The following is a 26,494-nucleotide window of genomic DNA, read 5'->3' as shown; positions in this document are numbered from 1 at the left end:
CAGGGTGAAGTTCAGGTAACACTGAATGGAGGCCCGAACCCACGCACGTTGAAAAGTGCGGGGATGAGGTGTGGGTAGCGGAGAAATTCCAATCGAACCTGGAGATAGCTGGTTCTCCCCGAAATAGCTTTAGGGCTAGCCTTAAGTGTAAGAGTCTTGGAGGTAGAGCACTGATTGAACTAGGGGTCCTCATCGGATTACCGAATTCAGTCAAACTCCGAATGCCAATGACTTATCCTTAGGAGTCAGACTGCGAGTGATAAGATCCGTAGTCAAGAGGGAAACAGCCCAGATCGCCAGCTAAGGTCCCAAAGTGTGTATTAAGTGGAAAAGGATGTGGAGTTGCTTAGACAACTAGGATGTTGGCTCAGAAGCAGCCACCATTTAAAGAGTGCGTAATAGCTCACTAGTCGAGTGACTCTGCGCCGAAAATGTACCGGGGCTAAATACACCACCGAAGCTGCGAATTGATACCAATGGTATCAGTGGTAGGGGAGCGTTCTAAGTGCAGTGAAGTCAGACCGGAAGGACTGGTGGAGCGCTTAGAAGTGAGAATGCCGGTATGAGTAGCGAAAGACGGGTGAGAATCCCGTCCACCGAATGCCTAAGGTTTCCTGAGGAAGGCTCGTCCGCTCAGGGTTAGTCAGGACCTAAGCCGAGGCCGACAGGCGTAGGCGATGGACAACAGGTTGATATTCCTGTACCACCTCTTTATCGTTTGAGCAATGGAGGGACGCAGAAGGATAGAAGAAGCGTGCGATTGGTTGTGCACGTCCAAGCAGTTAGGCTGATAAGTAGGCAAATCCGCTTATCGTAAAGGCTGAGCTGTGATGGGGAAGCTCCTTATGGAGCGAAGTCTTTGATTCCCCGCTGCCAAGAAAAGCTTCTAGCGAGATAAAAGGTGCCTGTACCGCAAACCGACACAGGTAGGCGAGGAGAGAATCCTAAGGTGTGCGAGAGAACTCTGGTTAAGGAACTCGGCAAAATGACCCCGTAACTTCGGGAGAAGGGGTGCTTTCTTAACGGAAAGCCGCAGTGAATAGGCCCAAGCGACTGTTTAGCAAAAACACAGGTCTCTGCGAAGCCGTAAGGCGAAGTATAGGGGCTGACACCTGCCCGGTGCTGGAAGGTTAAGGAGAGGGGTTAGCGTAAGCGAAGCTCTGAACTGAAGCCCCAGTAAACGGCGGCCGTAACTATAACGGTCCTAAGGTAGCGAAATTCCTTGTCGGGTAAGTTCCGACCCGCACGAAAGGTGTAACGATTTGGGCACTGTCTCAACCAGAGACTCGGTGAAATTATAGTACCTGTGAAGATGCAGGTTACCCGCGACAGGACGGAAAGACCCCGTGGAGCTTTACTGTAGCCTGATATTGAATTTTGGTACAGTTTGTACAGGATAGGCGGGAGCCATTGAAACCGGAGCGCTAGCTTCGGTGGAGGCGCTGGTGGGATACCGCCCTGACTGTATTGAAATTCTAACCTACGGGTCTCATCGACCCGGGAGACAGTGTCAGGTGGGCAGTTTGACTGGGGCGGTCGCCTCCTAAAGTGTAACGGAGGCGCCCAAAGGTTCCCTCAGAATGGTTGGAAATCATTCGTAGAGTGCAAAGGCATAAGGGAGCTTGACTGCGAGACCTACAAGTCGAGCAGGGACGAAAGTCGGGCTTAGTGATCCGGTGGTTCCGCATGGAAGGGCCATCGCTCAACGGATAAAAGCTACCCCGGGGATAACAGGCTTATCTCCCCCAAGAGTCCACATCGACGGGGAGGTTTGGCACCTCGATGTCGGCTCATCGCATCCTGGGGCTGTAGTCGGTCCCAAGGGTTGGGCTGTTCGCCCATTAAAGCGGTACGCGAGCTGGGTTCAGAACGTCGTGAGACAGTTCGGTCCCTATCCGTCGTGGGCGCAGGAAATTTGAGAGGAGCTGTCCTTAGTACGAGAGGACCGGGATGGACGCACCGCTGGTGTACCAGTTGTTCTGCCAAGGGCATAGCTGGGTAGCTATGTGCGGAAGGGATAAGTGCTGAAAGCATCTAAGCATGAAGCCCCCCTCAAGATGAGATTTCCCATAGCGTAAGCTAGTAAGATCCCTGAAAGATGATCAGGTTGATAGGTTCGAGGTGGAAGCATGGTGACATGTGGAGCTGACGAATACTAATAGATCGAGGACTTAACCATATAATATGAAGCAATGTTATCTAGTTTTGAAGGAATATACCTTCATCAGTTTGGTGATGATGGCAGAGAGGTCACACCCGTTCCCATACCGAACACGGAAGTTAAGCTCTCTAGCGCCGATGGTAGTTGGGACCTTGTCCCTGTGAGAGTAGGACGTCGCCAAGCAAGATAAAAACACAAGTCTTTTGACTTGTGTTTTTTTGTTTTTAAACGGTACATGAAAGAAGTAAAGGGAATACATAAGTAATACAAACACGTTGCCCAAGAATAAATCATATTATATAAGAAATTGATGTATATTTTCCAGAAATTTGTTAAGGAATAGAGGTATATAATATGTTTATTTAAAAAGGGAGGAAAGATTATGAAATTACCAAGTGAAATTTGCATCGTTTGTGAGACAAAAAGAGGGGAAGGAATATATGTATATAATAATTTAATATGTTACGAGTGCGAAAGAAATCTGGTGAATACTGAGACAAATGACCCGAAGTATATACATTATTTAAAACAACTGCGAAAATTAGAAGTATCATATTTTTAAATAGGCATTATGCCTATTATTTTTTTTGCCCTAATATCTGTATAATAGATACACAATGAATAATAAGGAAGAGATATATATGAATCAAAATCGTATGCCTTTATATGAGGCGCTAATGGAATTTAAAGAAAGGCGACTACTATCTTTTCATGTTCCGGGTCATAAGAATGGTTTAAACTTCCCTCAGAAAGCTTCAGGGGGGTTTAAGGACATATTATCAATTGATGTAACAGAGTTAACAGGATTAGATGATTTACATAGCCCGTTTGAATGTATAGATGAAGCACAGCAATTATTAGCTGAAGTATACGGCGTGCACAAAAGTTATTTTTTAATTAATGGTTCAACAGTTGGAAATTTAGCAATGATTTTATCTTGCTGCGGCGAACATGATATTGTCCTCGTACAAAGAAATTGTCATAAATCGATCATTAATGGTTTGAAATTAGCAGGGGCGAATCCGGTCTTTTTAAATCCATGGATTGATGAAGTATATAACGTACCAGTAGGTGTTCGTGATGAAGTTATTAAGGAGGCAATTACAAAGTATCCAAATGCAAAAGCACTTATTTTAACACATCCTAATTACTATGGTATGGGCATTGATTTAGAGGCAAGTATCGCTTACGCACATGCACATAAAATTCCTGTTCTAGTAGATGAAGCCCATGGGGCGCATTTTTGTATAGGGGACCCCTTCCCGAAGTCAGCATTAGTTTATGGTGCGGATATTGTGGTTCATTCCGCACATAAAACATTACCTGCGATGACAATGGGATCTTATTTACATATAAATAGCCGTTTGGTGAGCGAAGAAAAAGTTTCCTCCTATTTAAGTATGCTACAATCTAGTAGCCCATCGTATCCAATTATGGCTTCTCTTGATATAGCACGTTTTGCAATAGCAGTTATAAAGGAAGAGGGTCATGATGAAATCGTTGAGTTTTTACGCCGATTTAAAGAAGGATTGCGATCTATCCCACAAATAGCCATTTTGCAATATCCATCGCAAGATGAATTAAAAGTTACGGTGCAAACTCGCTGTCAGTTATCGGGGTATGAATTACAGTCTGTATTTGAAAAAGTCGGTATATATACGGAAATGGCAGATCCATATAACGTCCTACTTATATTGCCGTTACAAGTAAATGAGGGGTATATGAAAGCTATAGAGATCATTCGATTAGCTATGCAGCAATATAAGGTAAAAGACAAGACAGCATCAATTCGTTATACTTATAAAGGGGAGATTTCCTCTTTACCGTATACGTATAAACAATTAGAGAGATACGAAACGAAGTTAGTATCTATAGAAGAAGCCGTTGGTATGATAGCTGCAGAAATGGTGATTCCGTATCCACCTGGAATTCCATTGATCATGTATGGAGAGAGAATTACTCAAGAACATACAAAGCAAATTACTCATTTAGAGAAAACAGGGGCTCGTTTTCAAGGTAGTACGAAATATATGAACGTGTATGATATAGAAAGTAGGTTTTAGGATGAAGGGATTATTTGTAACAATTGAAGGGCCAGAAGGTTCGGGTAAAACAACATTAATTAAAAGTTTATTACCATATTTTGAGCAAAAGGAACAAAAGGTAATGGCGACCAGAGAACCGGGTGGTATTGCAATTTCTGAAGATATTAGAACAATTTTACATAAACAAGAGTATACAATGATGGAAGCACGTACAGAGGCGCTCTTATATGCTGCTGCACGTAGACAACATTTAGTGGAAAAAGTTATGCCAGCACTTGAGGAAAACTATCTTGTACTATGTGATCGTTTTATAGATAGCTCTTTAGCATATCAAGGATATGCAAGGGGCTTAGGTATGGATAAAGTATTTGAAATTAATCGTTTCGCAACGGAAGATTGTATGCCTAGTTTAACAATCTATTTAGATATTGAGCCAGAGGTAGGTTTAGCACGAATTGGAAAAGATGCAGGACGTGAAGTAAATCGACTAGATATGGAAGATATCTCTTTCCATAAACGTGTGCGTGAAGGATATTTACAAGTTGTAGAGCGTTTCTCTAATCGCATTGTATTAGTAAATGCTGATCAACCAATGAAAAAACTTATAGAAGAAGTTGTTCAGATTATAGAAGATAAATTGTTATAATAGAAGGAAAGAATGAAATAAGTGAGGTATGCAGTATGATAAATACGTGGGAGCAGCTTTCTGTTATACAGCCCATCGGTGTCAAAATGTTGATGAATAGCATTGCAAAAGAGCGTATATCCCACGCTTACTTGTTAGAGGGAGGGAAAGGGACTGGGAAGTTCGCCACAGCAATTCAAATGGCAAAAAGTTTTCTCTGTTCACAAAGAAATGGTGTAGAGCCTTGTCATGTATGTACGAATTGTCGCCGAATTGATTCAGGTAACTACCCAAACTTACATATTGTAAAACCAGATGGATTATCTATTAAAAAACAGCAAATTCATGATTTACAAGAAGAGTTTTCAAAAACAGGATTAGAAGCAAATAAAAAAGTATATATTATTGAGCATGCAGATCGTATGACAGCAAATGCAGCGAATACGCTCTTAAAGTTTTTAGAAGAACCAAGTAGTGATACAACAGCTATTTTACTTACTGAACAAAGTCATCAGATTTTAAATACAATCTTATCTCGGTGTCAAGTTGTTACGTTTAGGCCGTTGCCTACAGAATCTTTAATTAAGAGGTTAGAGGAAGAAGGTATTACAGTTTCTTTATCTACACTTGCTGCGCAGCTTACAAATAGTTTTGAAGAAGCTTTATTAATGTGTAATGATGAATGGTTTGCACAAGCGAGAGCTTTAGTGATAAAATTATGTGAAGCGCTCGAAAAAGATAAGGCCTCTATTTTTTTTGTACAAGAAAAATGGGGGAAGCACTTTGGAGAGAAAGAACAATTACAGCAAGGCTTAGATATGTTACTCCTTATTTATAAGGATTTATTATATGTTCAACTTGGAGAAGAAGATCGTCTTGTTTTTCATGAGCAGAAAGAGATGTTTGAATCCTTTTCTTATGCTCAGAAGCGCATTGTATCAGCTCTCTTTAATATATTAGAGGCAAAAAATAGAATCAACGCTAATGTAAATGCGCAGCTTGTGTTCGAACAGTTAGTGTTGCGGTTGCAGGAGGGATGACCGTTTTGTATGATGTAGTAGGTGTTCGCTTTAAGAAGGCCGGAAAGGTATATTACTTTGATCCAAATCAGTTCGATATCTCAGAAAATGAGTTTGTAATTGTAGAAACGGTAAGAGGTATTGAGTACGGAAAAGTAGTTATTACCAAAAAGCAAGTTGATGAAAATGACGTTGTATTACCGCTAAAAAAAGTTATTCGTATTGCAAATGAAAATGATCGTACCATTGTTGAAGAGAATAGGCATGCTGCGAAAGAAGCATATCAAGTTTGTCAACAAAAGGTAGGAGAACATAATCTTGATATGAAGCTTGTAGATGTAGAGTATACGTTCGATCGTAATAAGATTATTTTTTACTTTACTGCGGATGGCCGGATTGATTTCCGGGAACTAGTGAAAGACTTAGCGGCAATTTTTAGGACAAGAATTGAGCTGAGACAGATCGGCGTTCGTGACGAAGCAAAAATGCTTGGTGGTATTGGTCCATGTGGTCGTATGCTTTGTTGTTCTACTTTTTTAGGAGATTTTGAACCTGTATCCATTAAAATGGCAAAGGATCAAAATTTATCATTAAATCCTGCAAAAATCTCTGGTTTATGTGGTCGCTTAATGTGTTGCTTAAAATATGAGAATGATGAATATGAGGCAGCAAAGGAACAACTTCCTGATTTAGATCAACGTATACAAACACCGCACGGTACTGGCCGTGTTATCGGATTAAATATTTTAGAAAGATTAATTCAAGTGGAACTAGTAGACAAGGAACGGATAGTAGAATATACGTTAGATGAATTAATGAATAAAGGGGTCGTTTCGAGTCAAACCACAGATTAATGAGGTGGGTGCTTGTGGAGAAAAAGGATATTTTTGCATCGGTTTCTAGTATGGAAGAGCAAATTGGACATTTATACAAACAGTTGGGGGAATTAAAACAACATCTTGCAGAATTATTGGAAGAAAACCAACATATAAAAATGGAAAATGAAAATTTGCGACATCGTTTTGAAGAAGTGCAGAACAAGGAAAAACAAAAAACTCAAAAACGCAAAGAAATGAAGGCGAAGACAGATATTGGTGAAGGCTACGATAATCTAGCGAGACTATATCAAGAAGGTTTTCATATTTGCAATCTACATTATGGAAGTGTACGTAAAGAGGGAGATTGTTTATTCTGTCTGTCATTTTTAAATAAAAAGTGAGATTACCTTTCCAATATAATTGGAAAGGTAATTTTTTATACATGAGAGTAGAATGAAATTTATTTTTACATTAATAGAAGATGAAATAGGATAGGTTAAGTGTAAGAAAGGGAGCAATATATGAATTTATATGAAGATGAGCGTTTAGATTACTTATTAGCGCAAGATATGAAGATTGTACAAAGTCCATCAGTATTTAATTTTTCTTTGGATGCTGTTTTACTTGCAGATTTTGCTTGGGTGCCAATTCAAAAGGGTAATTTACTTGATTTGTGTACAGGTAACGCAGTTATCCCTCTTTTATTAAGTACAAGGACAAAAGGGAAAATTACAGGTGTAGAAATTCAAGAGCGCTTATATGATATGGGAATAAGAAGCGTTCAATACAATAATTTAGAAGAAAGAATTCATTTAATCCATGGAGATTTGAAAGATATGCCGGAGAAACTTGGACGTCATCAATATGATGTTGTAACATGTAATCCTCCTTATTTTCAAACACCACAAACTTCTGAGAAGAATATGAATGAACATTTAGCGATAGCTCGTCATGAAATTATGTGCACACTAGAAGATGTTGTATACGCAAGTAGCCAGCTAGTAAAACAGGGTGGGAAAGTAGCATTTGTGCATCGTCCAGGTCGTCTGCTCGACATCGTCACATTAATGCGTAAATACAAAATTGAACCGAAACGTGTGCGATTTGTTTATCCTAAGGCTGGTAAAGAAGCGAATACATTGTTAATTGAAGGAATTAAGGATGGGAATGCAGATTTAAAAATCTTACCACCTCTTTTTGTATATGAAGAAAACAATGAATATACAAAGGAGCTTCGTTCAATTTTATATGGAGAAGAATAAGCATTGTTTTTATGTGGTGGAGTGTTCTGATGGAAGTTATTATGCTGGATACACGAATCATATAGAAAAACGGATTCAGACCCATAATAGTGGAAAAGGTGCTAGATATACACGCGCTAGACTTCCAGTTGTTTTAAAATATGTAGAGGATCACGAGGATAAACGAACGGCTATGCAAGCTGAGTATCACTTTAAGCAGTTAACGAGGAAAAAAAAAGAAGAATATATGCAAAAAGGAGAACGCTATGTGGCAGCAAAAAAGCTTTCAGCAAAATGAAAAGGGAGTTTTATATTTAGTACCGACTCCAATCGGAAATTTAGAGGATATGACATTTCGTGCAATCCGAATTTTAAAAGAGGCAGACATTATTGCAGCGGAAGATACAAGGCAAACGAAGAAACTTTGTAATTACTTTGAAATTGAAACACCAGTTATGAGTTATCATGAGCATAATAAAGGAGTAAGTGGACGGAAAATTTTAGATAAGTTAGAAGAAGGTAAGACTGTAGCCATTGTGAGCGATGCAGGTATGCCATGTATTTCAGATCCTGGTTATGATATCGTTGTAGAGGCTGTAGCAGAACAATATCATGTTATCCCGCTTCCTGGGGCAAATGCAGCCCTTACAGCATTGATTGCATCAGGACTTGAGACAAAACATTTTTATTTCTATGGTTTCCTGCAAAGAAATAAAAAGGGACGTAAGCTTGAATTAGAAAAACTACGCTATATTCCAACTACAATGATGTTTTATGAGGCGCCACATCGTTTAGATGATACTTTAATCTCTATGCAAGAAGTATTAGGAAATAGGGAAATCGTATTATGTCGTGAGCTAACGAAAAAATTTGAAGAGTTTATTCGTGGAACAATTGAAGAAGCGATTGAGTGGACGAAGCAAAATGAAGTTCGTGGTGAGTTTTGTATTTTAGTAGCAGGTTCAACAGAAGAGCCTACTCCAGAAGAAAAATGGTGGGAAGCTATTTCAGTATATAATCATATTGAACATTATATAAATGAAAAAGGTATGAATTCAAAAGAAGCGATAAAAACAGTCGCTAAAGACCGAGATTTGTCGAAACGAGACGTATATCAAATCTATCATGTGGATAAAAAATAAGCTTCTCATAATTGAGAAGCTTATTTTGCTGTTTCGATATAATCTTGAAGTTCGTTTAAGACTTGTTCAGCGCCTTCTTTACTTAAGATAATTTTACCTTCAGCTAAAGATAGGTTACCATCAGATACTTCACCAGTTACTTGGCAAGTCATGTTTGGTTTATATTTCTTTAAGATGATTTTTTCATCATCAACGTAGATTTCAAGAGCATCCTTTTCTGCAATACCTAAAGTACGGCGTAATTCGATTGGAATTACTACACGACCCAATTCATCAACTTTACGAACGATACCAGTAGATTTCATAATTCTTTTCCTCCTAAATAAATAGTTTATAAGTTTCGAGTCTATTTTTTTGATTCGTCATTTTTCGACAAAATACCCTATGGACATATGATACCAATCATTTACATTTCCGTCAATTATTAAATTCTATATTTTAAAAAAAGATTTATAGATTTTTATACTTCTTATATATGATAGAATGTAAGTCATTTCTACAATTGTTTTGTATTGTTTTTTGTAATGTTTATACTTTTCGGGAAATATATTGTATATTTTTTTGAATATGAGTAATAGATGATAAAGATATCGAGCATTAACTCGTTTTTATCCCGCTATTTGCGAGCAGTAAGACTCCCACTTCAAAATTTAGCCGGAGCAAAGAAGTTAAGTGGGAGTCGGGCTGCTCGTAAAAGCCCGATTGGTGTGGGCTAATAATCCATGGGGGATGAACCCTCTCCACGGATTAAAGTTTCACTTTATATATGAGTTTTTGATATACTGTTTATAAATACATATGAGGTTATTCGGGAGGTCCAAAACGATGAAAGAGGAAAATAAGTCCTTTTATATTACTACCCCAATTTATTATCCAAGTGGAAAGTTACACATTGGACATGCTTATACGACAGTAGCAGGAGATGCGATGGCACGATATAAGCGTATGCAAGGATACAATGTTCATTATTTAACAGGAACTGATGAGCATGGACAGAAGATCCAAAAGAAAGCAGAAGAACTAAATGTTACACCACAGGCATATGTGGATAACATTGTATCAGGGATTAAAGAACTTTGGGAGAATATGGATATCTCTTATGATGATTTTATTCGTACAACTGAAGATCGTCATAAAGATGTTGTTGAGAAAATCTTCAAGCAGCTAGTAGATCAAGGCGATATTTATCTTGATGAATATGAAGGTTGGTATTCTGTACAAGATGAAACATTCTATACAGCGCATCAATTAGTAGATCCAATTATGGAAGGTGACAAAGTAGTTGGTGGAAAAAGCCCAGATAGTGGTCACGCTGTAGAACTTGTTCGCGAAGAGTCTTATTTCTTTAGAATGGGTAAATATGTAGACCGACTATTAAAGTTCTATGAAGATAACCCTCATTTCATTCAGCCGGAGTCCCGTAAAAATGAAATGATTAATAACTTCATTAAACCAGGATTAGAAGATTTAGCGGTTTCTCGTACTTCATTTGACTGGGGAGTTCGTGTTCCAGGTAACCCCAAACACGTTATTTACGTATGGGTAGATGCGTTGTCTAATTACATTACTGCATTAGGATATGGAACAGAAAATGAAGAGAAGTATAAAAAATTCTGGCCAGCAGATGTCCATTTAGTTGGGAAAGAAATCGTTCGTTTCCACACAATTTATTGGCCAATTATTTTAATGGCTTTAGATTTACCACTTCCGAAGAAAGTCTTTGCTCATGGCTGGATTTTAATGAAGGATGGAAAAATGAGTAAGTCAAAAGGAAACGTAGTAGATCCAGTTACATTAATTGATCGTTACGGATTAGATGCATTGCGTTACTACTTACTTCGCGAAGTTCCATTTGGATCTGATGGAGTATTCACACCAGAAGGATTTGTTGAACGAATCAACTTTGATTTAGCGAATGATTTAGGTAACTTATTAAATCGTACAGTAGCTATGATTGATAAATACTTTAACGGGGAAATCCCTGCATTTAAAGCAAATGTAACTGAGTTCGATGAAACGTTAGTGACATTTGCCGAAGATACATTGAAAAAAGTAGAAGAGGCAATGGAGAATATGGAATTCTCTGTAGCGCTAAGTTCCATTTGGCAATTAGTTAGCCGTACGAACAAATATATTGATGAAACGCAGCCGTGGGTATTAGCGAAGGATGAGAATGATCGTGAAAAACTTGCGTCTGTAATGTCCCACTTAGCTGAGGTACTTCGTCAAACAGGTATTATGCTTATGCCATTCCTAACAGTAGCACCAAGTAAGATGTTTGCTCAACTTGGACTTACTGAAGAGGCGCATAAATCTTGGGAAAGCCTATCTACAATTGGATGTATTCCAGCTGGAACAAAAGTAGAAAAAGGAAACCCAATTTTCCCTCGTTTGGGAATGGAAGTAGAAGTGGGATATATTAAAGAACAAATGCAAGGTTCTGCTCCTAAAGTAGAAGAGAAAAAAGCAGAAGAACCAAAGGCAGAAGAAATTACAATTGATGATTTCTTTAAAGTAGAATTACGAGTAGCTGAAGTAATATCCGCTGAACCTGTGAAAAAAGCAGATAAGTTGTTAAAAATTCAGCTTGATTTAGGTACAGAGAAGCGCCAAGTGGTTTCTGGGATTGCTAAATTCTATTCCCCAGAAGAACTAAAAGGTAAAAAGGTTATTTGTGTAACGAATTTAAAACCTGTAAAATTACGTGGTGAATTATCACAAGGTATGATTTTAGCAGGTGAAGAGAATGGCGTATTGTCATTAACATCAATTGACCAAAATTTACCAAACGGTACAAAAATCAAGTAATTGAGACAAGAAAAGAGATGTTTCACGTGTAACATTGGTGAAGCGTCTTTTTTCTTTTTACATTCCGTTTTTTGCATTAAAATTGAAGTATTGTTATCGTTAAGTTAGAAAGAGTGTAGTTTTTCTATGAGAGAATTGATTTCAATATAAAAGGAGTTATTTATTATGTTGTTTGATACACATTCACATTTAAATGCAGAGCAATTTGAAGAAGATTTACAAGAAGTTATCGCGAGAATGAAAGAAGCGGGAGTTACATATACAGTTGTTGTTGGATTTGATGAAGTAACGATAAAGAAAGCAATTGAATTAGCAGAGGCTTATGATTTTATTTACGCTGCAGTTGGATGGCATCCTGTTGATGCAATTGATATGAAAGAAGAACATTTAGCTTGGTTAGAAGAATTAGCGGCTCATCCTAAAGTAGTTGCAATTGGGGAAATGGGATTAGATTATCACTGGGATAAGTCTCCAAAAGAAATACAGAAGGAAGTATTCCGTAAACAAATTGCATTAGCGAAAAAGGTGAAATTACCGATTATTATACATAACCGCGATGCAACTCAAGATATTGTTGATATCCTAGAGGAAGAGAATGCAGCTGAAGTAGGGGGCATTATGCATTGCTTTAGCGGTAGTGTAGAAGTAGCGCAGCGATGTGTCGATATGAACTTTTTAATTTCATTAGGTGGGCCAGTAACATTTAAAAATGCCAAGAAACCGAAAGAAGTTGCTATGGAGATTCCGTTAGAAAAATTATTGATAGAGACAGATTGCCCGTATTTAACACCACATCCATTTCGAGGGAAACGAAATGAACCTAGTTATGTAAAACTGGTAGCAGAAGAAATTGCGAATTTAAAAGGAATTTCTTATGACGAAGTAGCACAAGTAACAACAAAGAATGCCAAGGCCTTATTTGGTGTTGAATAAAAAAGAATGGGGAGTCCCATTCTTTTTTTGTTTTTTGAGAAGAGAGATAATAGAAGTGATAAGAACCCACTATTTACGCATAACATAAGTGTAGAAATACTGCGGATAAATTAAGATGGAGATAGAAGTGTTACAATAAGGATAGTGAACAAAGATTTTTCTCTTCTACTTTTTAAAATGTAAGATTGGGAAAATAATAATGGAAAAGTCGTCATTTTTTTGTTTTACTAAGTAGAGATGAAAAGAGTGTGGAGGCAAGCATGAAAATTAAAGAGATTATCGTTGTAGAAGGTAAAGATGATACAGTTGCGATTAAACGTGCTGTTGATGCGGATACAATCGAAACGAACGGTTCAGCAATCGGTGATCACGTTATTGAGCAAGTTAAATTAGCGCAGCAAAAACGAGGCGTTATTATTTTCACAGATCCGGATTATCCTGGAGAGCGTATTCGAAAAATTATTTCTGACAAGGTTCCTGGATGTAAGCATGCTTTTTTAACGAAGGAAGAAGCACTTGCTAAAAGGAAAAAAGGTGTTGGAATCGAACATGCTTCTAATGAGTCGATTCGCCGTGCTTTAGAGAATATACATGAAGAAATGGAAGCTTACACAAGTGAAATTAGTTGGAGTGATCTAGTCGATGCGGGCTTAGTGGGCGGAGAAATGGCAAAGAGTCGCAGAGAAAGAGTGGGTAAGCTATTAAAGATTGGTTATACAAACGCAAAACAGTTACATAAACGTTTACAAATGTTTCAGGTTTCAAAGGAATCATTTGCAGAAGCTTATAAGCAAGTAATACAGGAGGAAAAAAAATGAAGGATATCGCAACGCCAAATCGTACGAAAGACATTGTTGAAAAGTATGGATTTTCATTTAAAAAAAGTTTAGGACAAAATTTTTTAATTGATACGAATGTATTAAATCGTATCGTTGATCACGCAGAAATCGGTTCAGAAAGTGGCGCAATTGAAATTGGACCAGGTATCGGTGCGTTAACAGAGCAATTGGCGAAGCGTGCTAAAAAAGTAGTGGCTTTTGAAATTGATCAGAGATTATTACCAATTTTAGACGAGACGTTAGCTCCATATAGCAACGTTACAGTTATAAATAAAGATGTACTAAAAGCAGATGTACATGAAGTGTTTAGTGAGCAATTTGAAGAAGGACAAGATGTAATGGTAGTAGCTAACTTACCATACTATATTACAACGCCAATTTTATTTAAATTGCTCGAAGAAAAATTACCGGTTCGTGGATTTGTTGTTATGATGCAAAAAGAAGTTGGGGATCGTTTAGCTGCTAAACCAGGAACGAAAGAGTATGGTTCTTTATCAATTGCCATTCAGTATTATACAGAGGTAGAAACAGTTATGACTGTACCGCGTACAGTGTTTGTGCCACAACCAAATGTTGATTCTGCGATTATCCGTCTTCTAAAGCGTCCTAAACCAGTTGTAGAAGTGACAGATGAAACTTTCTTCTTTGAAGTAGTACGAGCAAGTTTCGCACAGCGTCGTAAAACTTTAATGAATAATTTATCAAATAATTTAAATGGTTTCCCGAAAGATAAAGAGCTGTTGGATCGAATTTTGACAGAAGTAGGAATTGATCCGAAGCGACGAGGCGAAACGCTATCTATCGAAGAGTTTGCAACATTAAGTAATGCATTAATTCTTCATAAATTGTCATAAGAATATGAAAGGGACAGTTCAACTTGAGCTGTCCCTTTTGTCACCTTTCCTTTCCTAAATTCATACTTTAAAAACAGGTAAGATGGCCTAACGAGTTTGGAGTTTGGAGGTAGGAGAATGGCTTTACATGTTGGAGAATTAGTTGAACGATATTCTCATAATAGGGATATTCTTTTTCGTATTATAGAAATAAAAGGCGATATGGCAATATTATTTGGAGAGGAAATTAGACTTGTGGCGGATGCACCACTTGCAGATTTAGTTAGTATAGATCAACGAGAACATAAAAATAGAGTGAAGCGTGAAACAGAAACGATGGAGCGTACTTACCGGTTGTTTCAGCAAGATTACGTGTTGATGAAACAAAGACATGAACATACTTCAACTGGTGGATATACAAGTGAAGTGAATTATTTTCAAATGCCAGGACGTGTATTGCATATAGATGGAGATCCTTTATATTTGCGCAAGTGCTTAGATTTATATAATAAAATAGGCGTTCCTGTTCAAGGTATTCATTGTAAGGAAACGGAGATGCATGAAAAGGTAGTAGACTTAATAGATCATTTTCGCCCAGACATTTTAGTTATTACAGGACATGATGCATATACAAAGTCAAAAGGAGTTATGGGAGATTTAGCGGCATATAGACATTCTAGACATTTTGTACAGGCTGTTCGAGAAGTGCGAAAAAAATATCCATCATTGGATCAACTCGTTATTTTTGCTGGAGCGTGTCAATCACACTTTGAGGCGTTGATTCGAGCAGGTGCTAATTTTGCTAGTTCACCGTCTAGAATTAATATTCATGCTCTAGATCCTGTATATGTAGTTGGCAAAATTAGTTTCACTTCATTTATGGAAAGAGTAAATGTATGGGACGTTGTGCGTAATACAATTACTGGCGAAAAGGGACTAGGCGGAATTGAAACAAGAGGGATTTTACGAACAGGATTGCCCTTTCAACATTATGACGAATGAGCAAGGTACATACGTATCTTGCTTTTTTATGTGGAAATGATTTAAATGAGTCTGGATAAAAAGCGTCAAGAACGTGCAGACTATACAATGATACTTTTAGAATATAGTATTTCTTCTATCTATTTGAACGCATGATGCTTTTATAATGATATTGTCTGTGAATTGCGGTTAATAATTGGGATAGATATATCGTGTTTTAAGTGTTCAATCTAAATTACAGCGAGGTGTAGCAAAGTATATGTCAAAACGTTTAGATGAAATTAAAAGCGAATTAGATCACCATCTTGGACAGCGACTTATGTTAAAGGCAAATAGTGGGAGAAGAAAAACTGTGGAGCAATCAGGTGTACTTGCAGAAACGTATCGTTCTGTGTTTGTTGTACAATTAGACCAGCAAGAAGATGCATTGCAACGTGTATCTTATAGTTATGCAGATGTTTTAACAGAGACAGTAGAGCTAACATTTTACGATGAATCTCAAAATGAAGTATTTTATAATTAATGTATTTTTTTGTTACATATATTCCCATGAATGAAAAGCTATATTATTTTGCATACTAATTATACCGTAGCAAAATAAGGAGGGACTCTGCATTGAGTAGACGAAGAGGAGTCATGTCAAATCAATTTAAAGAAGAGCTTGCAAAAGAGCTTGGCTTTTATGATGTTGTTCAGAAAGAAGGATGGGGCGGAATTCGTGCGAAAGATGCTGGTAATATGGTGAAACGTGCTATAGAAATTGCAGAACAGCAATTAATGAAACGAAACCAGTAGTTGTAAGATACTTTCTATGCTACGGTAGCCGAGGAGAGATTCCTCGGCTTTTTGCACGCTAAAAGGTGCCATCATTTGACATAAGTAGTTTCATTCTGAATGCTTTTCGATATAATTAGGGAAGTGTCATCGTCTTACTATAAATTTATGGTAAAATAAACGATAAAAGATTGAGTACATAGAGTGGGTGAATAGATTGAAGCTACTAGTGAAAGCACCAGCAAAGATTAATCTGTCGTTAGATGTACTGGGAAAAAGACAAGATGGATATCATGAAGTGAAAATGATTATGACAACAATCGACTTGGCAGATCGTTTAGAGCTAACGGAATTAGCAGAAGACCGTATTGAAATTTTGTCTCATAATCGGTATGTCCCAGACGACCAACGCAATTTAGCTTATCAAGCAGCGAAATTATTAAAAGTGAAGTTTAATGTAAAAAAAGGTGTGTCTATTACTATTGAAAAAACGATTCCAGTAGCCGCTGGATTAGCAGGTGGAAGTAGTGATGCAGCAGCGACATTACGTGGCCTTAATAAGTTATGGAATTTAGGGCTAACAATCGATGAATTAGCAAAGCTTGGCGCAGAAATTGGGTCAGATGTATCGTTCTGTGTATATGGTGGAACTGCTATTGCCACTGGAAGAGGAGAAGAAATTGAACATATAAAGACTCCGCCTTCTTGTTGGGTTGTTTTAGCAAAGCCCCACATTGGTGTATCTACTGCTGACGTGTACGGAAATTTAAAATTAAATCGTGTTACTCATCCAAATGTAGATAAAATGGTTGAAGTCATTAACCATGGCGATTATAAAGGAATTTGTGATACTGTTGGTAACGTTTTAGAAGATGTGACGTTTGCGATGCATCCCGAGGTTGCACGTATTAAATCACAGATGAAACGCTTTGGGGCAGATGCCGTATTAATGAGTGGAAGTGGCCCAACTGTATTTGGTCTTGTACACCATGATTCGCGAATGCACCGCATATATAACGGGTTAAAAGGATTTTGCGAGCAAGTATATGCAGTGCGTTTATTAGGAGAGCGAGAAACGCTTGAATAAAGACGTATAATACGTTATGATTTGTTTAGAATATTCGTGATTTGAGGTGAGAGTATGAAAATTAGACGAAGTACAAGATTGGTCGATCTGACGTATTACTTGTTACAAAATCCTCGTCAGCTAGTTTCTCTCACTTTTTTTGCTGAAAGGTATCAATCGGCTAAATCTTCCATTAGTGAAGATTTGGTTATAATTAAGCAAACGTTTGAACAACAAGGTGTCGGCACATTGCAAACGGTACCAGGAGCAGCAGGAGGAGTGAAATATATTCCCTATATAAGTGAAGAAGAGGCAAATCTGATTATTAACGAGCTTTGTAGCTTATTTGAAAACCCAGACCGTATTTTGCCTGGCGGTTACTTATATATGACGGATCTTTTAAGTAATCCTCGCCAGATTAATGGCGCAGGTCGTTTATTTGCTTCTGTTTTTGCTAGGCAACCAATTGATGCGGTTATGACGGTAGCGACAAAAGGAATTCCGCTTGCTTATGCAGTAGCGAACTACTTAGATGTACCGGTAGTAATTGCGAGAAAAGATAATAAGGTAACAGAGGGACCCACTGTTAGTATTAACTATGTATCAGGTTCCTCTAAGCGAATCCAAACGATGACTTTAGCAAAGCGTAGCCTTCCAGAAGGGTCCAATGTTTTAATTATTGATGACTTTATGAAAGCTGGCGGAACCATTCAAGGTATGATGAGCATGCTAGAAGAGTTTAAAGCTAATGTTGTTGGGATTGGCGTATTAGTAGAGTCTACGGATATTGAAGAAAGACTTATTAATAACTTTGTATCATTAATTCGTTTGTCAGAAGTTGATGTGAAAGAAAAAGCGATTCAAGTGGAAAAGGGGAATTATGCACTTGCACCATTTGATAAAGGGCTTGTAGAGGCTGAGTAAAAAGGTAAAGCAGATAGCTTTACCTTTTTTTATTCCTATTTATAAATTACAAAATAGATGGACAAACTGCCTTTGGTACACTATTTTTAAAGAGTAAAAATAAATAATAAAAGGGTGAAAAGTATGAAAGTTGTTCAAACAAGCAAAGCACCACAGGCAATCGGACCATATTCACAAGGGATTATTGTAAATAATATGTTCTATAGTTCAGGACAAATTCCGTTAACGGCAAGTGGAGAACTTGTAACAGGAGATGTAACAGTACAAACAGAGCAAGTATTTGAAAATTTACAAGCGGTATTAGCAGAAGCAGGTGCTTCATTTGATACAGTGGTAAAAACAACAGTATTCTTGAAGGATATGGATGATTTTAATGCTGTTAATGAAGTATACGGTTCTTATTTCTCTACTCATAAACCAGCGCGTTCTTGTGTACAAGTAGCAAAATTACCGAAAGATGTTTCTGTTGAAATCGAAGTAATTGCCCTAGTTAAGTAACTCTTTGTAAGCGATAACCTCTACTAATCCTTATATTCAACTACAATAAAAATTTTTATCTTAAAAATTTTTAAAAAATTAAAGGGAAAATAGAAAATTTGTGGAATTTATACAAATATATCGCTTATTTAGAAAAGGGTGGTGAACACAAGATGGAAGTGACTGACGTAAGATTACGCCGCGTAAACACAGAAGGCCGCATGAGAGCAATTGCCTCTATTACTCTAGACCATGAATTTGTTGTTCATGATATTCGTGTAATTGATGGTAATAATGGATTATTTGTAGCAATGCCAAGTAAACGTACTCCAGATGGAGAATTCCGTGACATTGCACATCCAATTAATTCTAATACACGCTCTAAAATTCAAGATGCGGTTTTAACAGAGTATCATCGTTTAGGCGAGTTAGAAGAGGTTGAGTTTGAAGAAGCAGGCGCTTCGTAAAATTCGAATGAAAAGGGCTTTTGAAAGAAAGTCTTATAATTTTGTAGCAAACTCCTGTAAGCATTTACAGGAGTTTGTTTTTTTTTTTTGAATAATACACGTTTCTAATTATAAAAATTCATATTTTGAAAAAATAAAGATGAAAAACTTCTAATTTTTTCATCTTTATTTAAAATAGTATAGCTTATTCCTTAAAAAAGATACTAAAGAGTAAAACATCTTATAAGAATTATGGTAAAATTTAATAGTTATAATGTGTTTCTTGAAATATATGATGATTTAGGATAATATCGTTAATGGATAAATAGGTTGCGATGGAGGGTCTATATGTCAAACAGATTTGCAGTGATTCTAGCTGCAGGTAAAGGCACACGTATGAAGTCCAAGCTATACAAAGTGCTGCATCCTGTATGTGGAAAACCAATGGTACAACATGTAGTCAATGAAGTATCTCAATTAGGATTGCAGAAACTTGTAACAGTCGTTGGACATGGTGCTGAAAAGGTACAAGAACAGCTAGGAAACGTAAGTGAGTTTGCATTACAAGCAGAACAACTTGGTACAGCTCATGCTGTCGATCAAGCTGCAAGTGTACTTGCAAATGAAGAGGGAACAACTTTAGTTATTTGTGGTGATACACCTCTAATAACTGCTGAAACGATGGAAGCATTACTTCAGCAACACGAAGAAGCGGGAGCAATGGCGACGGTACTAACAGCGTACATAGAAGAGCCTGCTGGATATGGCCGTATCGTTCGTAATGAGAATGGTCATGTTGAAAAGATTGTTGAGCATAAGGATGCGAATGAAAAAGAATTAGCTATTAAAGAAATCAATACAGGTACGTATTGTTTTGATAATAAAGCTTTATTTGCTTCACTTTCTAAAGTTTCAAATGATAATGTACAGGGCGAATATTACCTTCCGGACGTTATTGAAATTTTAAAAAATGAAGGTCATATTGTATCAGCTTATCAAACAGAGCACTTCGATGAAACGTTAGGTGTTAACGACAGAGTCGCTCTATCGCAAGCGGAAATTATTATGAAAAATCGTATCAACAGAAAGAACATGGTAAATGGTGTTACAATTATTGATCCAAGTAACACATACATTTCTGCGGATGCAATTATTGGTAGTGATACAGTTCTTCACCCAGGAACGGTTATTGAGGGGAACACTGTAATTGGTTCTGATTGTGAAATTGGACCGCATACAGTAATTCGCGATAGTGAAATTGGAGATCGTACGGTAATTCGTCAATCTACTGTACATGACAGCAAACTTGGTACAGAAGTATCAGTTGGTCCATTTGCACATATTCGCCCAGATTCAGTTATTGGAGATGAAGTGCGCGTTGGAAACTTCGTAGAAATCAAAAAAACTGTTTTTGGTAATAGAAGTAAAGCTTCACACTTAAGTTATATCGGGGATGCACAAGTTGGAGAAGACGTGAATCTTGGTTGTGGTTCAATTACGGTGAACTACGACGGCAAGAATAAATTTAAAACTGTAATTGGTAACGGGGTATTTATTGGATGTAATTCAAACCTTGTTGCTCCTGTAACAGTTGAAGATGGTGCTTATGTGGCAGCAGGCTCTACAATAACAGAGAATGTTCCATCAAAAGCATTATCAGTAGCACGTGCACGTCAAGTTAACAAAGAAGACTATGTTGATCAATTGCTGAATAAGAAAAAATCATAATGTGGAGGGTTAATCTAGATGTCGACTCAATATCTAAATTCTAATTTGAAAGTATTCTCTTTAAACTCTAATAAGGAACTTGCTGAGCAAATCGCAAAGCATATTGGAGTAGGACTAGGAAAATGTTCTGTTGATCGTTTTAGTGATGGAGAAGTTCAAATTAACATTGAAGAAAGTATCCGTGGTTGCGATGTATTCATTATTCAATCTACAAGCTTCCCAGTAAACGAACATATCATGGAATTACTTATTATGATTGATGCATTAAAACGTGCATCTGCAAAAACAATTAATATTGTTATTCCTTACTATGGTTATGCGCGTCAAGACCGTAAAGCGCGTTCTCGTGAACCAATTACATCGAAACTTGTAGCAAACTTGCTTGAAACAGCAGGTGCAACTCGTGTAATCACTCTAGATTTACATGCTCCGCAAATTCAAGGATTCTTTGATATCCCGATCGACCACTTAATGGGTGTACCGATTCTTTCAGACTACTTTGAAGCAAAAGGCCTTAAAGATATCGTAATCGTATCTCCTGATCACGGTGGTGTAACGCGTGCTAGAAAAATGGCGGATCGCCTAAAAGCGCCAATCGCTATTATTGATAAGCGTCGCCCTCGTCCGAATGTATCTGAGGTAATGAACATTATCGGTAACATCGAAGGCAAAACAGCAATTTTAATTGATGACATCATTGATACAGCTGGTACAATTACATTAGCGGCAAACGCTCTTGTTGAGAACGGTGCTTCTGAAGTATATGCTTGCTGTACACACCCAGTATTATCTGGTCCAGCAATTGAGCGTATTCAAAATTCGAATATTAAAGAGTTAGTTGTAACGAACTCTATCGTATTACCAGAAGAGAAGAAAATTGATAAAGTACATGAACTTTCAGTTGCTCCATTAATCGGAGAAGCAATCATTCGTGTATACGAAGAAGAATCTGTAAGTGTATTATTCAATTAATTGGATATAATGAGACGTAACCAAGCTTGGTTACGTCTTTTCGTATCGAAAAAAGAAAGTAGTGGTACAAGAATGAAATTAATAGTAGGACTTGGGAACCCAGGTAGAGAATATGAATTAACAAGGCATAATATTGGATTTATGGCAATCGATGAACTTGCAAAACGTTGGAGTATTTCTTTGAATGAACAAAAGTTTAAAGGGGTATTTGGCGCAGGCTTTGTTAATGGGGAAAAAGTAATCTTACTAAAGCCACTTACATATATGAATTTATCTGGGGAAAGTATCCGTCCGCTCATGGATTATTATAAAATTGATGTCGAGGACTTCATTGTTATGTACGATGATTTAGATATTCCTGTAGGTAAATTACGCCTTCGCATGAAAGGTAGTGCGGGTGGACATAATGGTGTGAAATCAACAATTTCACATTTAGGAACACAAGAATTTCAACGTATCCGCATGGGAATCGATCGTCCGAAAAATGGGATGAAAGTAGTGGATTACGTATTAGGACGTTTTACATCTGAAGAAATATCTGGCGTTAATCAATCCATTGAAAATGCAGCAGATGCATGTGAGGAATGGTTAAATAAACCTTTTCTCCAAATCATGAATACTTTTAATAGTTAAGCGCACAATCTGGAATATTTTATTTTGTTTTATCCCATACTAGTAGCAATTGGATATTTAGGAGGCTAGTATGGAAGGTTATTATTACTGTAGACATTGTGGAAGTAATGTGGGCTCCATTATCGCAGAAAAAGTATATAGCGACGTTTTGTTTCAACTAACAGAGCAAGAAGTAGTGGATATGATTCATTTTCATGAGAATGGAAATATATATATAAAAACGATTTGTGAATCGTGTCAAGAAACGCTCGCATCTTATCCTGAGTATTATGAATATGAAAAATTTCTGCAATAAAATGTTGTCGCTTTGGCGTGTCCAAAGCATTTTTCTGTTTTCTTTTTCCAAAATATTTGCATAAAATATAGTAACTTGCTCTTTATGTTGAGAGGAGTTTTGAAAATGATAGGTTTATTAGAGCAATTTTATAAAAATGAAGAAATACAATCGGTTATTAATGGGCTAGAAGATGGGTTGAAAGAACAACTTGTATCGGGTATGGCAACATCCTCTCGTTCATTATTAATGGCAGCTTTATATAAAAAGACAAAGCAATCACAACTTATCGTGACGCACAATTTATACCAAGCACAAAAAGTACATGAAGATTTAGTGGCGTTACTTGGTGAAAAAGATGTTTGGCTATATCCGGTAAATGAATTGATAGCATCGGAGGTTGGTGTTGCAAGTCCAGAATTGAAGGCACAGCGTATTGAAGTGTTAAATCGCTTAGCTGCAGGAGAGAATGGGATTATTGTAGCGCCAGTTGCAGGGCTGCGTAGGTTTTTACCAATAAAAGAATTATGGAAGCAAAGGCAAATTGAAATCAATCTAGGGCAAGAGATTGATTTAGATGCACTCTTGCATACCTTACATCATATTGGTTATGAGCGTAAGTCGATGGTAGAAGCTCCAGGAGATTTTAGTCTACGCGGGGGAATATTAGATATTTACCCATTAACTGAAGAATTACCATTTCGTATTGAATTCTTTGATACACAGGTTGATTCTATTCGATTATTTGATGTGGAAGAACAGCGCTCTCAAGATAAAAGGGAAAGTGTTCGTTTTGGTCCGGCAACAGAGTTTTTATTTTCACAGGAAGAATTGAAATCGGGAATTAAGCATCTTGAAGAAGGTTTGACTAAGACGATGCAAAAGCTTTCCGATGATAAATTAAAGACTACTGTGCTTGAGACGGTTAGTCATGAACTTGAAATGTTGAAAAACGGGCAAAGTATAGAACAAATGTTTAAATATTTATCTATTTTCTATAAAGAACCTGCTAGTCTGATAGATTATTTACCAGAAAATGGTGTTGTGATTTTAGATGAGATTTCCCGTATTCAAGAAACAGCATCACATCTTGAAACAGAAGAAGCGGAATGGTATATCTCACTTCTTGGCGAAGGAACAATTATTCAGGATTTATCTTTCTCCCACTCGTTTGAGGAGTTTCTTCATAATAAAAAAAGAAGTTTTGTATATTTAACGTTATTCTTACGCCATATAGCACACACACATCCTCAAAATATTGTGAATGTGACATGTAAAACGATGCAAGATTTCCACGGACAGATGCATTTGTTAAAAACTGAAATTGATAGATGGAATGAAGGTAATTTTACGACCGTTGTGCTTGGAACAGATGATGAACGTGTAAAAAAACTACAACATATTTTAAGTGATTATGATATTGATGCAGACATTGTAGAGGCGACAGATATCTTATTGCCTGGAAGGTTACAAATTGCTGTAGGTGATTTACATGCAGGCTTTGAAATGCCGATGCAAAAGTTTGTTGTCATTACTGAAAAGGAGCTTTTTCATAAGAAGGTTAAAAAATCACAACGTAAGCAAAAGTTATCTAACGCTGAACGTATTAAAAGTTATTCGGAATTAAAAGTTGGAGACCATGTAGTTCATGTAAATCATGGTATAGGTAAATTTTTAGGTATTGAGACATTAGAGATTAATGGTGTTCATAAAGATTATTTAAATATTAAATATCAAGGTAATGATAAGTTATACGTTCCAATTGAACAAATTGATCAAGTGCAAAAATACGTAGGGTCTGAAGGTAAGGAACCAAAAGTTTATAAATTAGGCGGAAATGATTGGAAGAAGGTCAAAACGAAAGTTGAAAAATCTGTACAAGACATTGCAGATGACCTAATTAAATTATATGCCGAGCGTGAAGCCTCAAAAGGTTATGCATATACACCAGATACGGCAGAGCAACAAGAGTTTGAATCTTTATTCCCATATCAAGAGACAGAGGATCAATTACGTTCTATTGAAGAGATTAAGAAAGATATGGAACACGGACGTCCGATGGATAGGCTTCTTTGTGGTGACGTAGGATATGGAAAGACTGAAGTAGCTATTCGTGCGGCATTTAAAGCAATTATGGATGAAAAACAAGTTGCGATTTTAGTACCAACAACAATCCTTGCACAACAACACTATGAAACAATTCGAGAGCGTTTTCAAGATTACCCGATTAATATAGGGTTACTAAGTAGATTCCGCACACGAAAACAACAAAATGAAACGATTAAAGGTTTAAAAGATGGAACGGTGGATATTGTAATCGGAACGCATCGTATTTTATCTAAAGATGTTACTTATAAAGATTTAGGACTTCTTATTATTGATGAAGAACAGAGATTCGGCGTTACACATAAAGAAAAAATTAAACAATTGAAAGCAAATGTTGACGTGTTAACATTAACGGCAACTCCGATTCCACGTACACTTCATATGTCTATGCTTGGTGTGCGCGATTTATCTGTTATTGAGACACCACCAGAGAATCGTTTCCCAGTACAAACATATGTAGTAGAGTATAATCCGGCGTTAATGCGAGAAGCGATAGAGCGAGAGTTGGCAAGAGGCGGTCAAATTTACTTCCTATATAACCGTGTGGAGGATATTGAAAGAAAAGCAGATGAAATTTCGATGTTGGTTCCAGATGCTCGTGTAACATACGCACATGGGAAAATGAATGAAGGTGAATTAGAGTCTGTTATGCTATCGTTTTTAGAAGGGCAGCATGATGTTCTTGTAAGTACAACAATTATTGAGACGGGTGTAGATATTCCGAATGTAAATACATTAATTGTATTTGATGCAGATCGTATGGGATTATCACAGTTGTATCAGCTTCGTGGTCGTGTTGGACGTTCTAATCGCGTCGCGTATGCATACTTTGCATACAAACGTGATAAAGTGTTATCGGAAGTTGCAGAGAGGCGTCTGCAAGCAATTAAAGAGTTTACAGAGCTTGGATCTGGTTTCAAAATTGCGATGAGAGACTTATCAATTCGTGGTGCGGGTAATTTGTTAGGGGCAGAACAACATGGATTTATTGATTCTGTTGGATTTGATCTATATTCTCAAATGTTAAAAGATGCAATTGAGCAACGTAGAGGAACAGACGGAGTTGAAAATACCGTTAATGTTGAAATTGATTTAGAAGTAGATGCATATTTACCGGATGCGTACATTTCAGATAGTAAACAAAAAATTATGATGTATAAACAATTTAGAGGTATTTCTGCAATTGAAGATATTGAAGAGTTGCAGGAAGAGATGATCGACAGATTTGGTGATTATCCACAAGAAGTTGGTTATTTATTACAAATTGCAAACATTAAAGTGTTGGCAATGAAAGAACAAATTGAGTTAATTAAGCAAAATAAATTTGAAGTAACATTCCTGTTTTCTGAACAAGCGAGCCAAAATATAGATGGTGGGAAATTATTCATGCTAGGAAGTAGTTTTGGCCGTATGATCGGTCTTGGTATGGAGGGGTCACAATTGAAAATTGTGATGAAAACGAATGGATTAGAGACGTCGAAATGGTTAACAATTGCTGAAAATTTATTAAAAGGCTTGCCAGATGTAAAAAAAGAAGTAATAAATGCCTAATATAAGATAAAAAATACAATTCGACGTGCATAGAAGAACTAATGTGTAAAATACTATGTTTAATAGTTGGTGATTTTTACATGAACAGGTAAATTCAC

General features: G+C 37.1%; 26 protein-coding genes and 2 rRNA genes (1 of these 28 only partly in view). 27 read left to right on the top strand and 1 reads right to left on the bottom strand.

The genetic code is table 11. The features are described from left to right. The 11 genes from I6L50_RS04900 to rsmI form a co-directional block, all read left to right on the top strand. Positions 1–2,179 (top strand): 23S ribosomal RNA (locus I6L50_RS04900); it begins 743 nt to the left of the window's first position. Positions 2,180–2,228: 49 nt separating this feature from the next. Continuing rightward, positions 2,229–2,344, top strand: a 5S ribosomal RNA gene (gene rrf / locus I6L50_RS04895). A gap of 199 nt (positions 2,345–2,543) precedes the next feature. Beyond that, entirely contained in the window at positions 2,544–2,723 is a 180-nt protein-coding gene (locus I6L50_RS04890) for a sigma factor G inhibitor Gin (protein ID WP_002091596.1), read from the top strand. Between the two features lie 79 nt (positions 2,724–2,802). Beyond that, complete coding sequence (locus I6L50_RS04885) at positions 2,803–4,224, top strand: aminotransferase class I/II-fold pyridoxal phosphate-dependent enzyme (RefSeq protein WP_219300701.1); 1,422 nt, start codon at positions 2,803–2,805, stop codon at positions 4,222–4,224. A 1-nt stretch (position 4,225) separates the two neighbouring features. Then, on the top strand, positions 4,226–4,852 hold the full coding sequence (gene tmk, locus I6L50_RS04880) for a dTMP kinase (RefSeq protein ID WP_002009634.1): 627 nt from the start codon (positions 4,226–4,228) through the stop codon (positions 4,850–4,852). A 35-nt stretch (positions 4,853–4,887) separates the two neighbouring features. Further along, the gene (gene holB / locus I6L50_RS04875; RefSeq protein WP_113938530.1) at positions 4,888–5,871 is read left to right on the top strand and encodes a DNA polymerase III subunit delta'; all 984 of its coding nucleotides are present in this window, start codon (positions 4,888–4,890) and stop codon (positions 5,869–5,871) included. Between the two features lie 5 nt (positions 5,872–5,876). Next, the gene (locus I6L50_RS04870) at positions 5,877–6,704 is read left to right on the top strand and encodes a PSP1 domain-containing protein (RefSeq protein ID WP_002009637.1); all 828 of its coding nucleotides are present in this window, start codon (positions 5,877–5,879) and stop codon (positions 6,702–6,704) included. Positions 6,705–6,718: 14 nt separating this feature from the next. After that, positions 6,719–7,069 (top strand): DNA replication initiation control protein YabA, encoded by a 351-nt coding sequence (gene yabA / locus I6L50_RS04865; protein ID WP_002009639.1) that lies wholly within the window; start codon positions 6,719–6,721, stop codon positions 7,067–7,069. A gap of 120 nt (positions 7,070–7,189) precedes the next feature. Then, positions 7,190–7,930, top strand: coding sequence for a tRNA1(Val) (adenine(37)-N6)-methyltransferase (locus I6L50_RS04860; RefSeq protein ID WP_002138893.1), 741 nt, complete (start codon positions 7,190–7,192; stop codon positions 7,928–7,930). Further along, positions 7,917–8,207 (top strand): GIY-YIG nuclease family protein, encoded by a 291-nt coding sequence (locus I6L50_RS04855; protein ID WP_002130207.1) that lies wholly within the window; start codon positions 7,917–7,919, stop codon positions 8,205–8,207. The genes I6L50_RS04860 and I6L50_RS04855 overlap by 14 nt, the downstream gene beginning before the upstream one ends. Then, positions 8,176–9,051, top strand: a complete 876-nt coding sequence (gene rsmI, locus I6L50_RS04850; protein ID WP_219300699.1) for a 16S rRNA (cytidine(1402)-2'-O)-methyltransferase — start codon at positions 8,176–8,178, stop codon at positions 9,049–9,051. Before I6L50_RS04855 ends, rsmI begins: the two co-directional genes overlap by 32 nt. 20 nt (positions 9,052–9,071) lie before the next feature. On the opposite strand, the gene I6L50_RS04845 is transcribed toward rsmI, so the two are convergent. Then, positions 9,072–9,356, bottom strand: a complete 285-nt coding sequence (locus I6L50_RS04845) for a transition state genes transcriptional regulator AbrB (RefSeq protein ID WP_000843037.1) — start codon at positions 9,354–9,356, stop codon at positions 9,072–9,074. A 493-nt stretch (positions 9,357–9,849) separates the two neighbouring features. Here I6L50_RS04845 and metG point away from each other — a divergent pair, with 493 nt between their 5' ends. From metG to mfd, 16 genes are all read left to right on the top strand, one after another. Next, positions 9,850–11,859 (top strand): methionine--tRNA ligase, encoded by a 2,010-nt coding sequence (gene metG / locus I6L50_RS04840; protein WP_219300697.1) that lies wholly within the window; start codon positions 9,850–9,852, stop codon positions 11,857–11,859. A 165-nt stretch (positions 11,860–12,024) separates the two neighbouring features. Further along, positions 12,025–12,792 (top strand): TatD family hydrolase, encoded by a 768-nt coding sequence (locus tag I6L50_RS04835; protein WP_002091591.1) that lies wholly within the window; start codon positions 12,025–12,027, stop codon positions 12,790–12,792. A 260-nt stretch (positions 12,793–13,052) separates the two neighbouring features. After that, entirely contained in the window at positions 13,053–13,610 is a 558-nt protein-coding gene (rnmV, locus tag I6L50_RS04830; protein ID WP_002029323.1) for a ribonuclease M5, read from the top strand. Next, positions 13,607–14,485 carry a 16S rRNA (adenine(1518)-N(6)/adenine(1519)-N(6))-dimethyltransferase RsmA gene (gene rsmA / locus I6L50_RS04825; protein ID WP_002091590.1) on the top strand — a complete coding sequence of 293 codons (879 nt, stop codon included), beginning with the start codon at positions 13,607–13,609 and terminating at the stop codon, positions 14,483–14,485. Before rnmV ends, rsmA begins: the two co-directional genes overlap by 4 nt. Positions 14,486–14,602: 117 nt before the next feature. Next, positions 14,603–15,466: a sporulation peptidase YabG gene (gene yabG / locus I6L50_RS04820; protein ID WP_113938526.1), complete on the top strand. Its 864-nt coding sequence runs from the start codon at positions 14,603–14,605 to the stop codon at positions 15,464–15,466. A 238-nt stretch (positions 15,467–15,704) separates the two neighbouring features. Continuing rightward, positions 15,705–15,968 carry a biofilm formation stimulator Veg gene (gene veg / locus I6L50_RS04815; protein WP_002009653.1) on the top strand — a complete coding sequence of 88 codons (264 nt, stop codon included), beginning with the start codon at positions 15,705–15,707 and terminating at the stop codon, positions 15,966–15,968. A gap of 92 nt (positions 15,969–16,060) precedes the next feature. After that, positions 16,061–16,240, top strand: coding sequence for an acid-soluble spore protein SspF (gene sspF, locus I6L50_RS04810; protein ID WP_002094215.1), 180 nt, complete (start codon positions 16,061–16,063; stop codon positions 16,238–16,240). Positions 16,241–16,436: 196 nt separating this feature from the next. After that, the gene (ispE, locus tag I6L50_RS04805) at positions 16,437–17,306 is read left to right on the top strand and encodes a 4-(cytidine 5'-diphospho)-2-C-methyl-D-erythritol kinase (RefSeq protein ID WP_012260164.1); all 870 of its coding nucleotides are present in this window, start codon (positions 16,437–16,439) and stop codon (positions 17,304–17,306) included. Positions 17,307–17,360: 54 nt separating this feature from the next. Next, complete coding sequence (purR, locus tag I6L50_RS04800; protein ID WP_002091587.1) at positions 17,361–18,209, top strand: pur operon repressor; 849 nt, start codon at positions 17,361–17,363, stop codon at positions 18,207–18,209. Between the two features lie 123 nt (positions 18,210–18,332). Next, a complete protein-coding gene (locus I6L50_RS04795; RefSeq protein ID WP_000869819.1) occupies positions 18,333–18,707 on the top strand; it encodes a RidA family protein in 375 nt (124 codons plus the stop codon). Between the two features lie 152 nt (positions 18,708–18,859). Further along, a complete protein-coding gene (spoVG, locus tag I6L50_RS04790; protein WP_000454042.1) occupies positions 18,860–19,153 on the top strand; it encodes a septation regulator SpoVG in 294 nt (97 codons plus the stop codon). A 327-nt stretch (positions 19,154–19,480) separates the two neighbouring features. Beyond that, the gene (glmU, locus tag I6L50_RS04785) at positions 19,481–20,860 is read left to right on the top strand and encodes a bifunctional UDP-N-acetylglucosamine diphosphorylase/glucosamine-1-phosphate N-acetyltransferase GlmU (RefSeq protein WP_002091584.1); all 1,380 of its coding nucleotides are present in this window, start codon (positions 19,481–19,483) and stop codon (positions 20,858–20,860) included. A gap of 18 nt (positions 20,861–20,878) precedes the next feature. Continuing rightward, complete coding sequence (locus I6L50_RS04780) at positions 20,879–21,832, top strand: ribose-phosphate diphosphokinase (protein WP_002091580.1); 954 nt, start codon at positions 20,879–20,881, stop codon at positions 21,830–21,832. Between the two features lie 72 nt (positions 21,833–21,904). Then, on the top strand, positions 21,905–22,465 hold the full coding sequence (gene pth, locus I6L50_RS04775; protein WP_002144538.1) for an aminoacyl-tRNA hydrolase: 561 nt from the start codon (positions 21,905–21,907) through the stop codon (positions 22,463–22,465). Between the two features lie 70 nt (positions 22,466–22,535). Then, a complete protein-coding gene (locus tag I6L50_RS04770; protein ID WP_002091576.1) occupies positions 22,536–22,760 on the top strand; it encodes an anti-sigma-F factor Fin family protein in 225 nt (74 codons plus the stop codon). A gap of 105 nt (positions 22,761–22,865) precedes the next feature. Then, a complete protein-coding gene (gene mfd, locus I6L50_RS04765; protein ID WP_219300695.1) occupies positions 22,866–26,396 on the top strand; it encodes a transcription-repair coupling factor in 3,531 nt (1,176 codons plus the stop codon). Positions 26,397–26,494 lie beyond the last annotated feature (98 nt).

This window comes from Bacillus sp. FDAARGOS_1420 (assembly GCF_019344915.1).
In the GTDB taxonomy this organism is placed as follows: domain Bacteria; phylum Bacillota; class Bacilli; order Bacillales; family Bacillaceae_G; genus Bacillus_A; species Bacillus_A mycoides.
This window is presented reverse-complemented; position numbering and strand designations above follow the sequence as displayed.

What these genes read in the sequence shown, in the direction of transcription:
- mfd (WP_219300695.1), top strand. Translation starts at nt 22,866, where the DNA reads ATGATAGGTTTATTAGAGCAATTTTATAAAAATGAAGAAATACAATCG.
- rsmA (WP_002091590.1), top strand. Translation starts at nt 13,607, where the DNA reads ATGAAGGATATCGCAACGCCAAATCGTACGAAAGACATTGTTGAAAAG.
- I6L50_RS04770 (WP_002091576.1), top strand. Translation starts at nt 22,536, where the DNA reads ATGGAAGGTTATTATTACTGTAGACATTGTGGAAGTAATGTGGGCTCC.
- holB (WP_113938530.1), top strand. Translation starts at nt 4,888, where the DNA reads ATGATAAATACGTGGGAGCAGCTTTCTGTTATACAGCCCATCGGTGTC.
- I6L50_RS04780 (WP_002091580.1), top strand. Translation starts at nt 20,879, where the DNA reads ATGTCGACTCAATATCTAAATTCTAATTTGAAAGTATTCTCTTTAAAC.
- I6L50_RS04890 (WP_002091596.1), top strand. Translation starts at nt 2,544, where the DNA reads ATGAAATTACCAAGTGAAATTTGCATCGTTTGTGAGACAAAAAGAGGG.
- I6L50_RS04835 (WP_002091591.1), top strand. Translation starts at nt 12,025, where the DNA reads ATGTTGTTTGATACACATTCACATTTAAATGCAGAGCAATTTGAAGAA.
- veg (WP_002009653.1), top strand. Translation starts at nt 15,705, where the DNA reads ATGTCAAAACGTTTAGATGAAATTAAAAGCGAATTAGATCACCATCTT.
- rnmV (WP_002029323.1), top strand. Translation starts at nt 13,053, where the DNA reads ATGAAAATTAAAGAGATTATCGTTGTAGAAGGTAAAGATGATACAGTT.
- purR (WP_002091587.1), top strand. Translation starts at nt 17,361, where the DNA reads ATGAAAATTAGACGAAGTACAAGATTGGTCGATCTGACGTATTACTTG.
- I6L50_RS04855 (WP_002130207.1), top strand. Translation starts at nt 7,917, where the DNA reads ATGGAGAAGAATAAGCATTGTTTTTATGTGGTGGAGTGTTCTGATGGA.
- I6L50_RS04845 (WP_000843037.1), bottom strand. Translation starts at nt 9,356, where the DNA reads ATGAAATCTACTGGTATCGTTCGTAAAGTTGATGAATTGGGTCGTGTA.
- metG (WP_219300697.1), top strand. Translation starts at nt 9,850, where the DNA reads ATGAGGTTATTCGGGAGGTCCAAAACGATGAAAGAGGAAAATAAGTCC.
- tmk (WP_002009634.1), top strand. Translation starts at nt 4,226, where the DNA reads ATGAAGGGATTATTTGTAACAATTGAAGGGCCAGAAGGTTCGGGTAAA.
- I6L50_RS04795 (WP_000869819.1), top strand. Translation starts at nt 18,333, where the DNA reads ATGAAAGTTGTTCAAACAAGCAAAGCACCACAGGCAATCGGACCATAT.
- yabG (WP_113938526.1), top strand. Translation starts at nt 14,603, where the DNA reads ATGGCTTTACATGTTGGAGAATTAGTTGAACGATATTCTCATAATAGG.
- pth (WP_002144538.1), top strand. Translation starts at nt 21,905, where the DNA reads ATGAAATTAATAGTAGGACTTGGGAACCCAGGTAGAGAATATGAATTA.
- rsmI (WP_219300699.1), top strand. Translation starts at nt 8,176, where the DNA reads ATGTGGCAGCAAAAAAGCTTTCAGCAAAATGAAAAGGGAGTTTTATAT.
- I6L50_RS04885 (WP_219300701.1), top strand. Translation starts at nt 2,803, where the DNA reads ATGAATCAAAATCGTATGCCTTTATATGAGGCGCTAATGGAATTTAAA.
- spoVG (WP_000454042.1), top strand. Translation starts at nt 18,860, where the DNA reads ATGGAAGTGACTGACGTAAGATTACGCCGCGTAAACACAGAAGGCCGC.
- glmU (WP_002091584.1), top strand. Translation starts at nt 19,481, where the DNA reads ATGTCAAACAGATTTGCAGTGATTCTAGCTGCAGGTAAAGGCACACGT.
- I6L50_RS04860 (WP_002138893.1), top strand. Translation starts at nt 7,190, where the DNA reads ATGAATTTATATGAAGATGAGCGTTTAGATTACTTATTAGCGCAAGAT.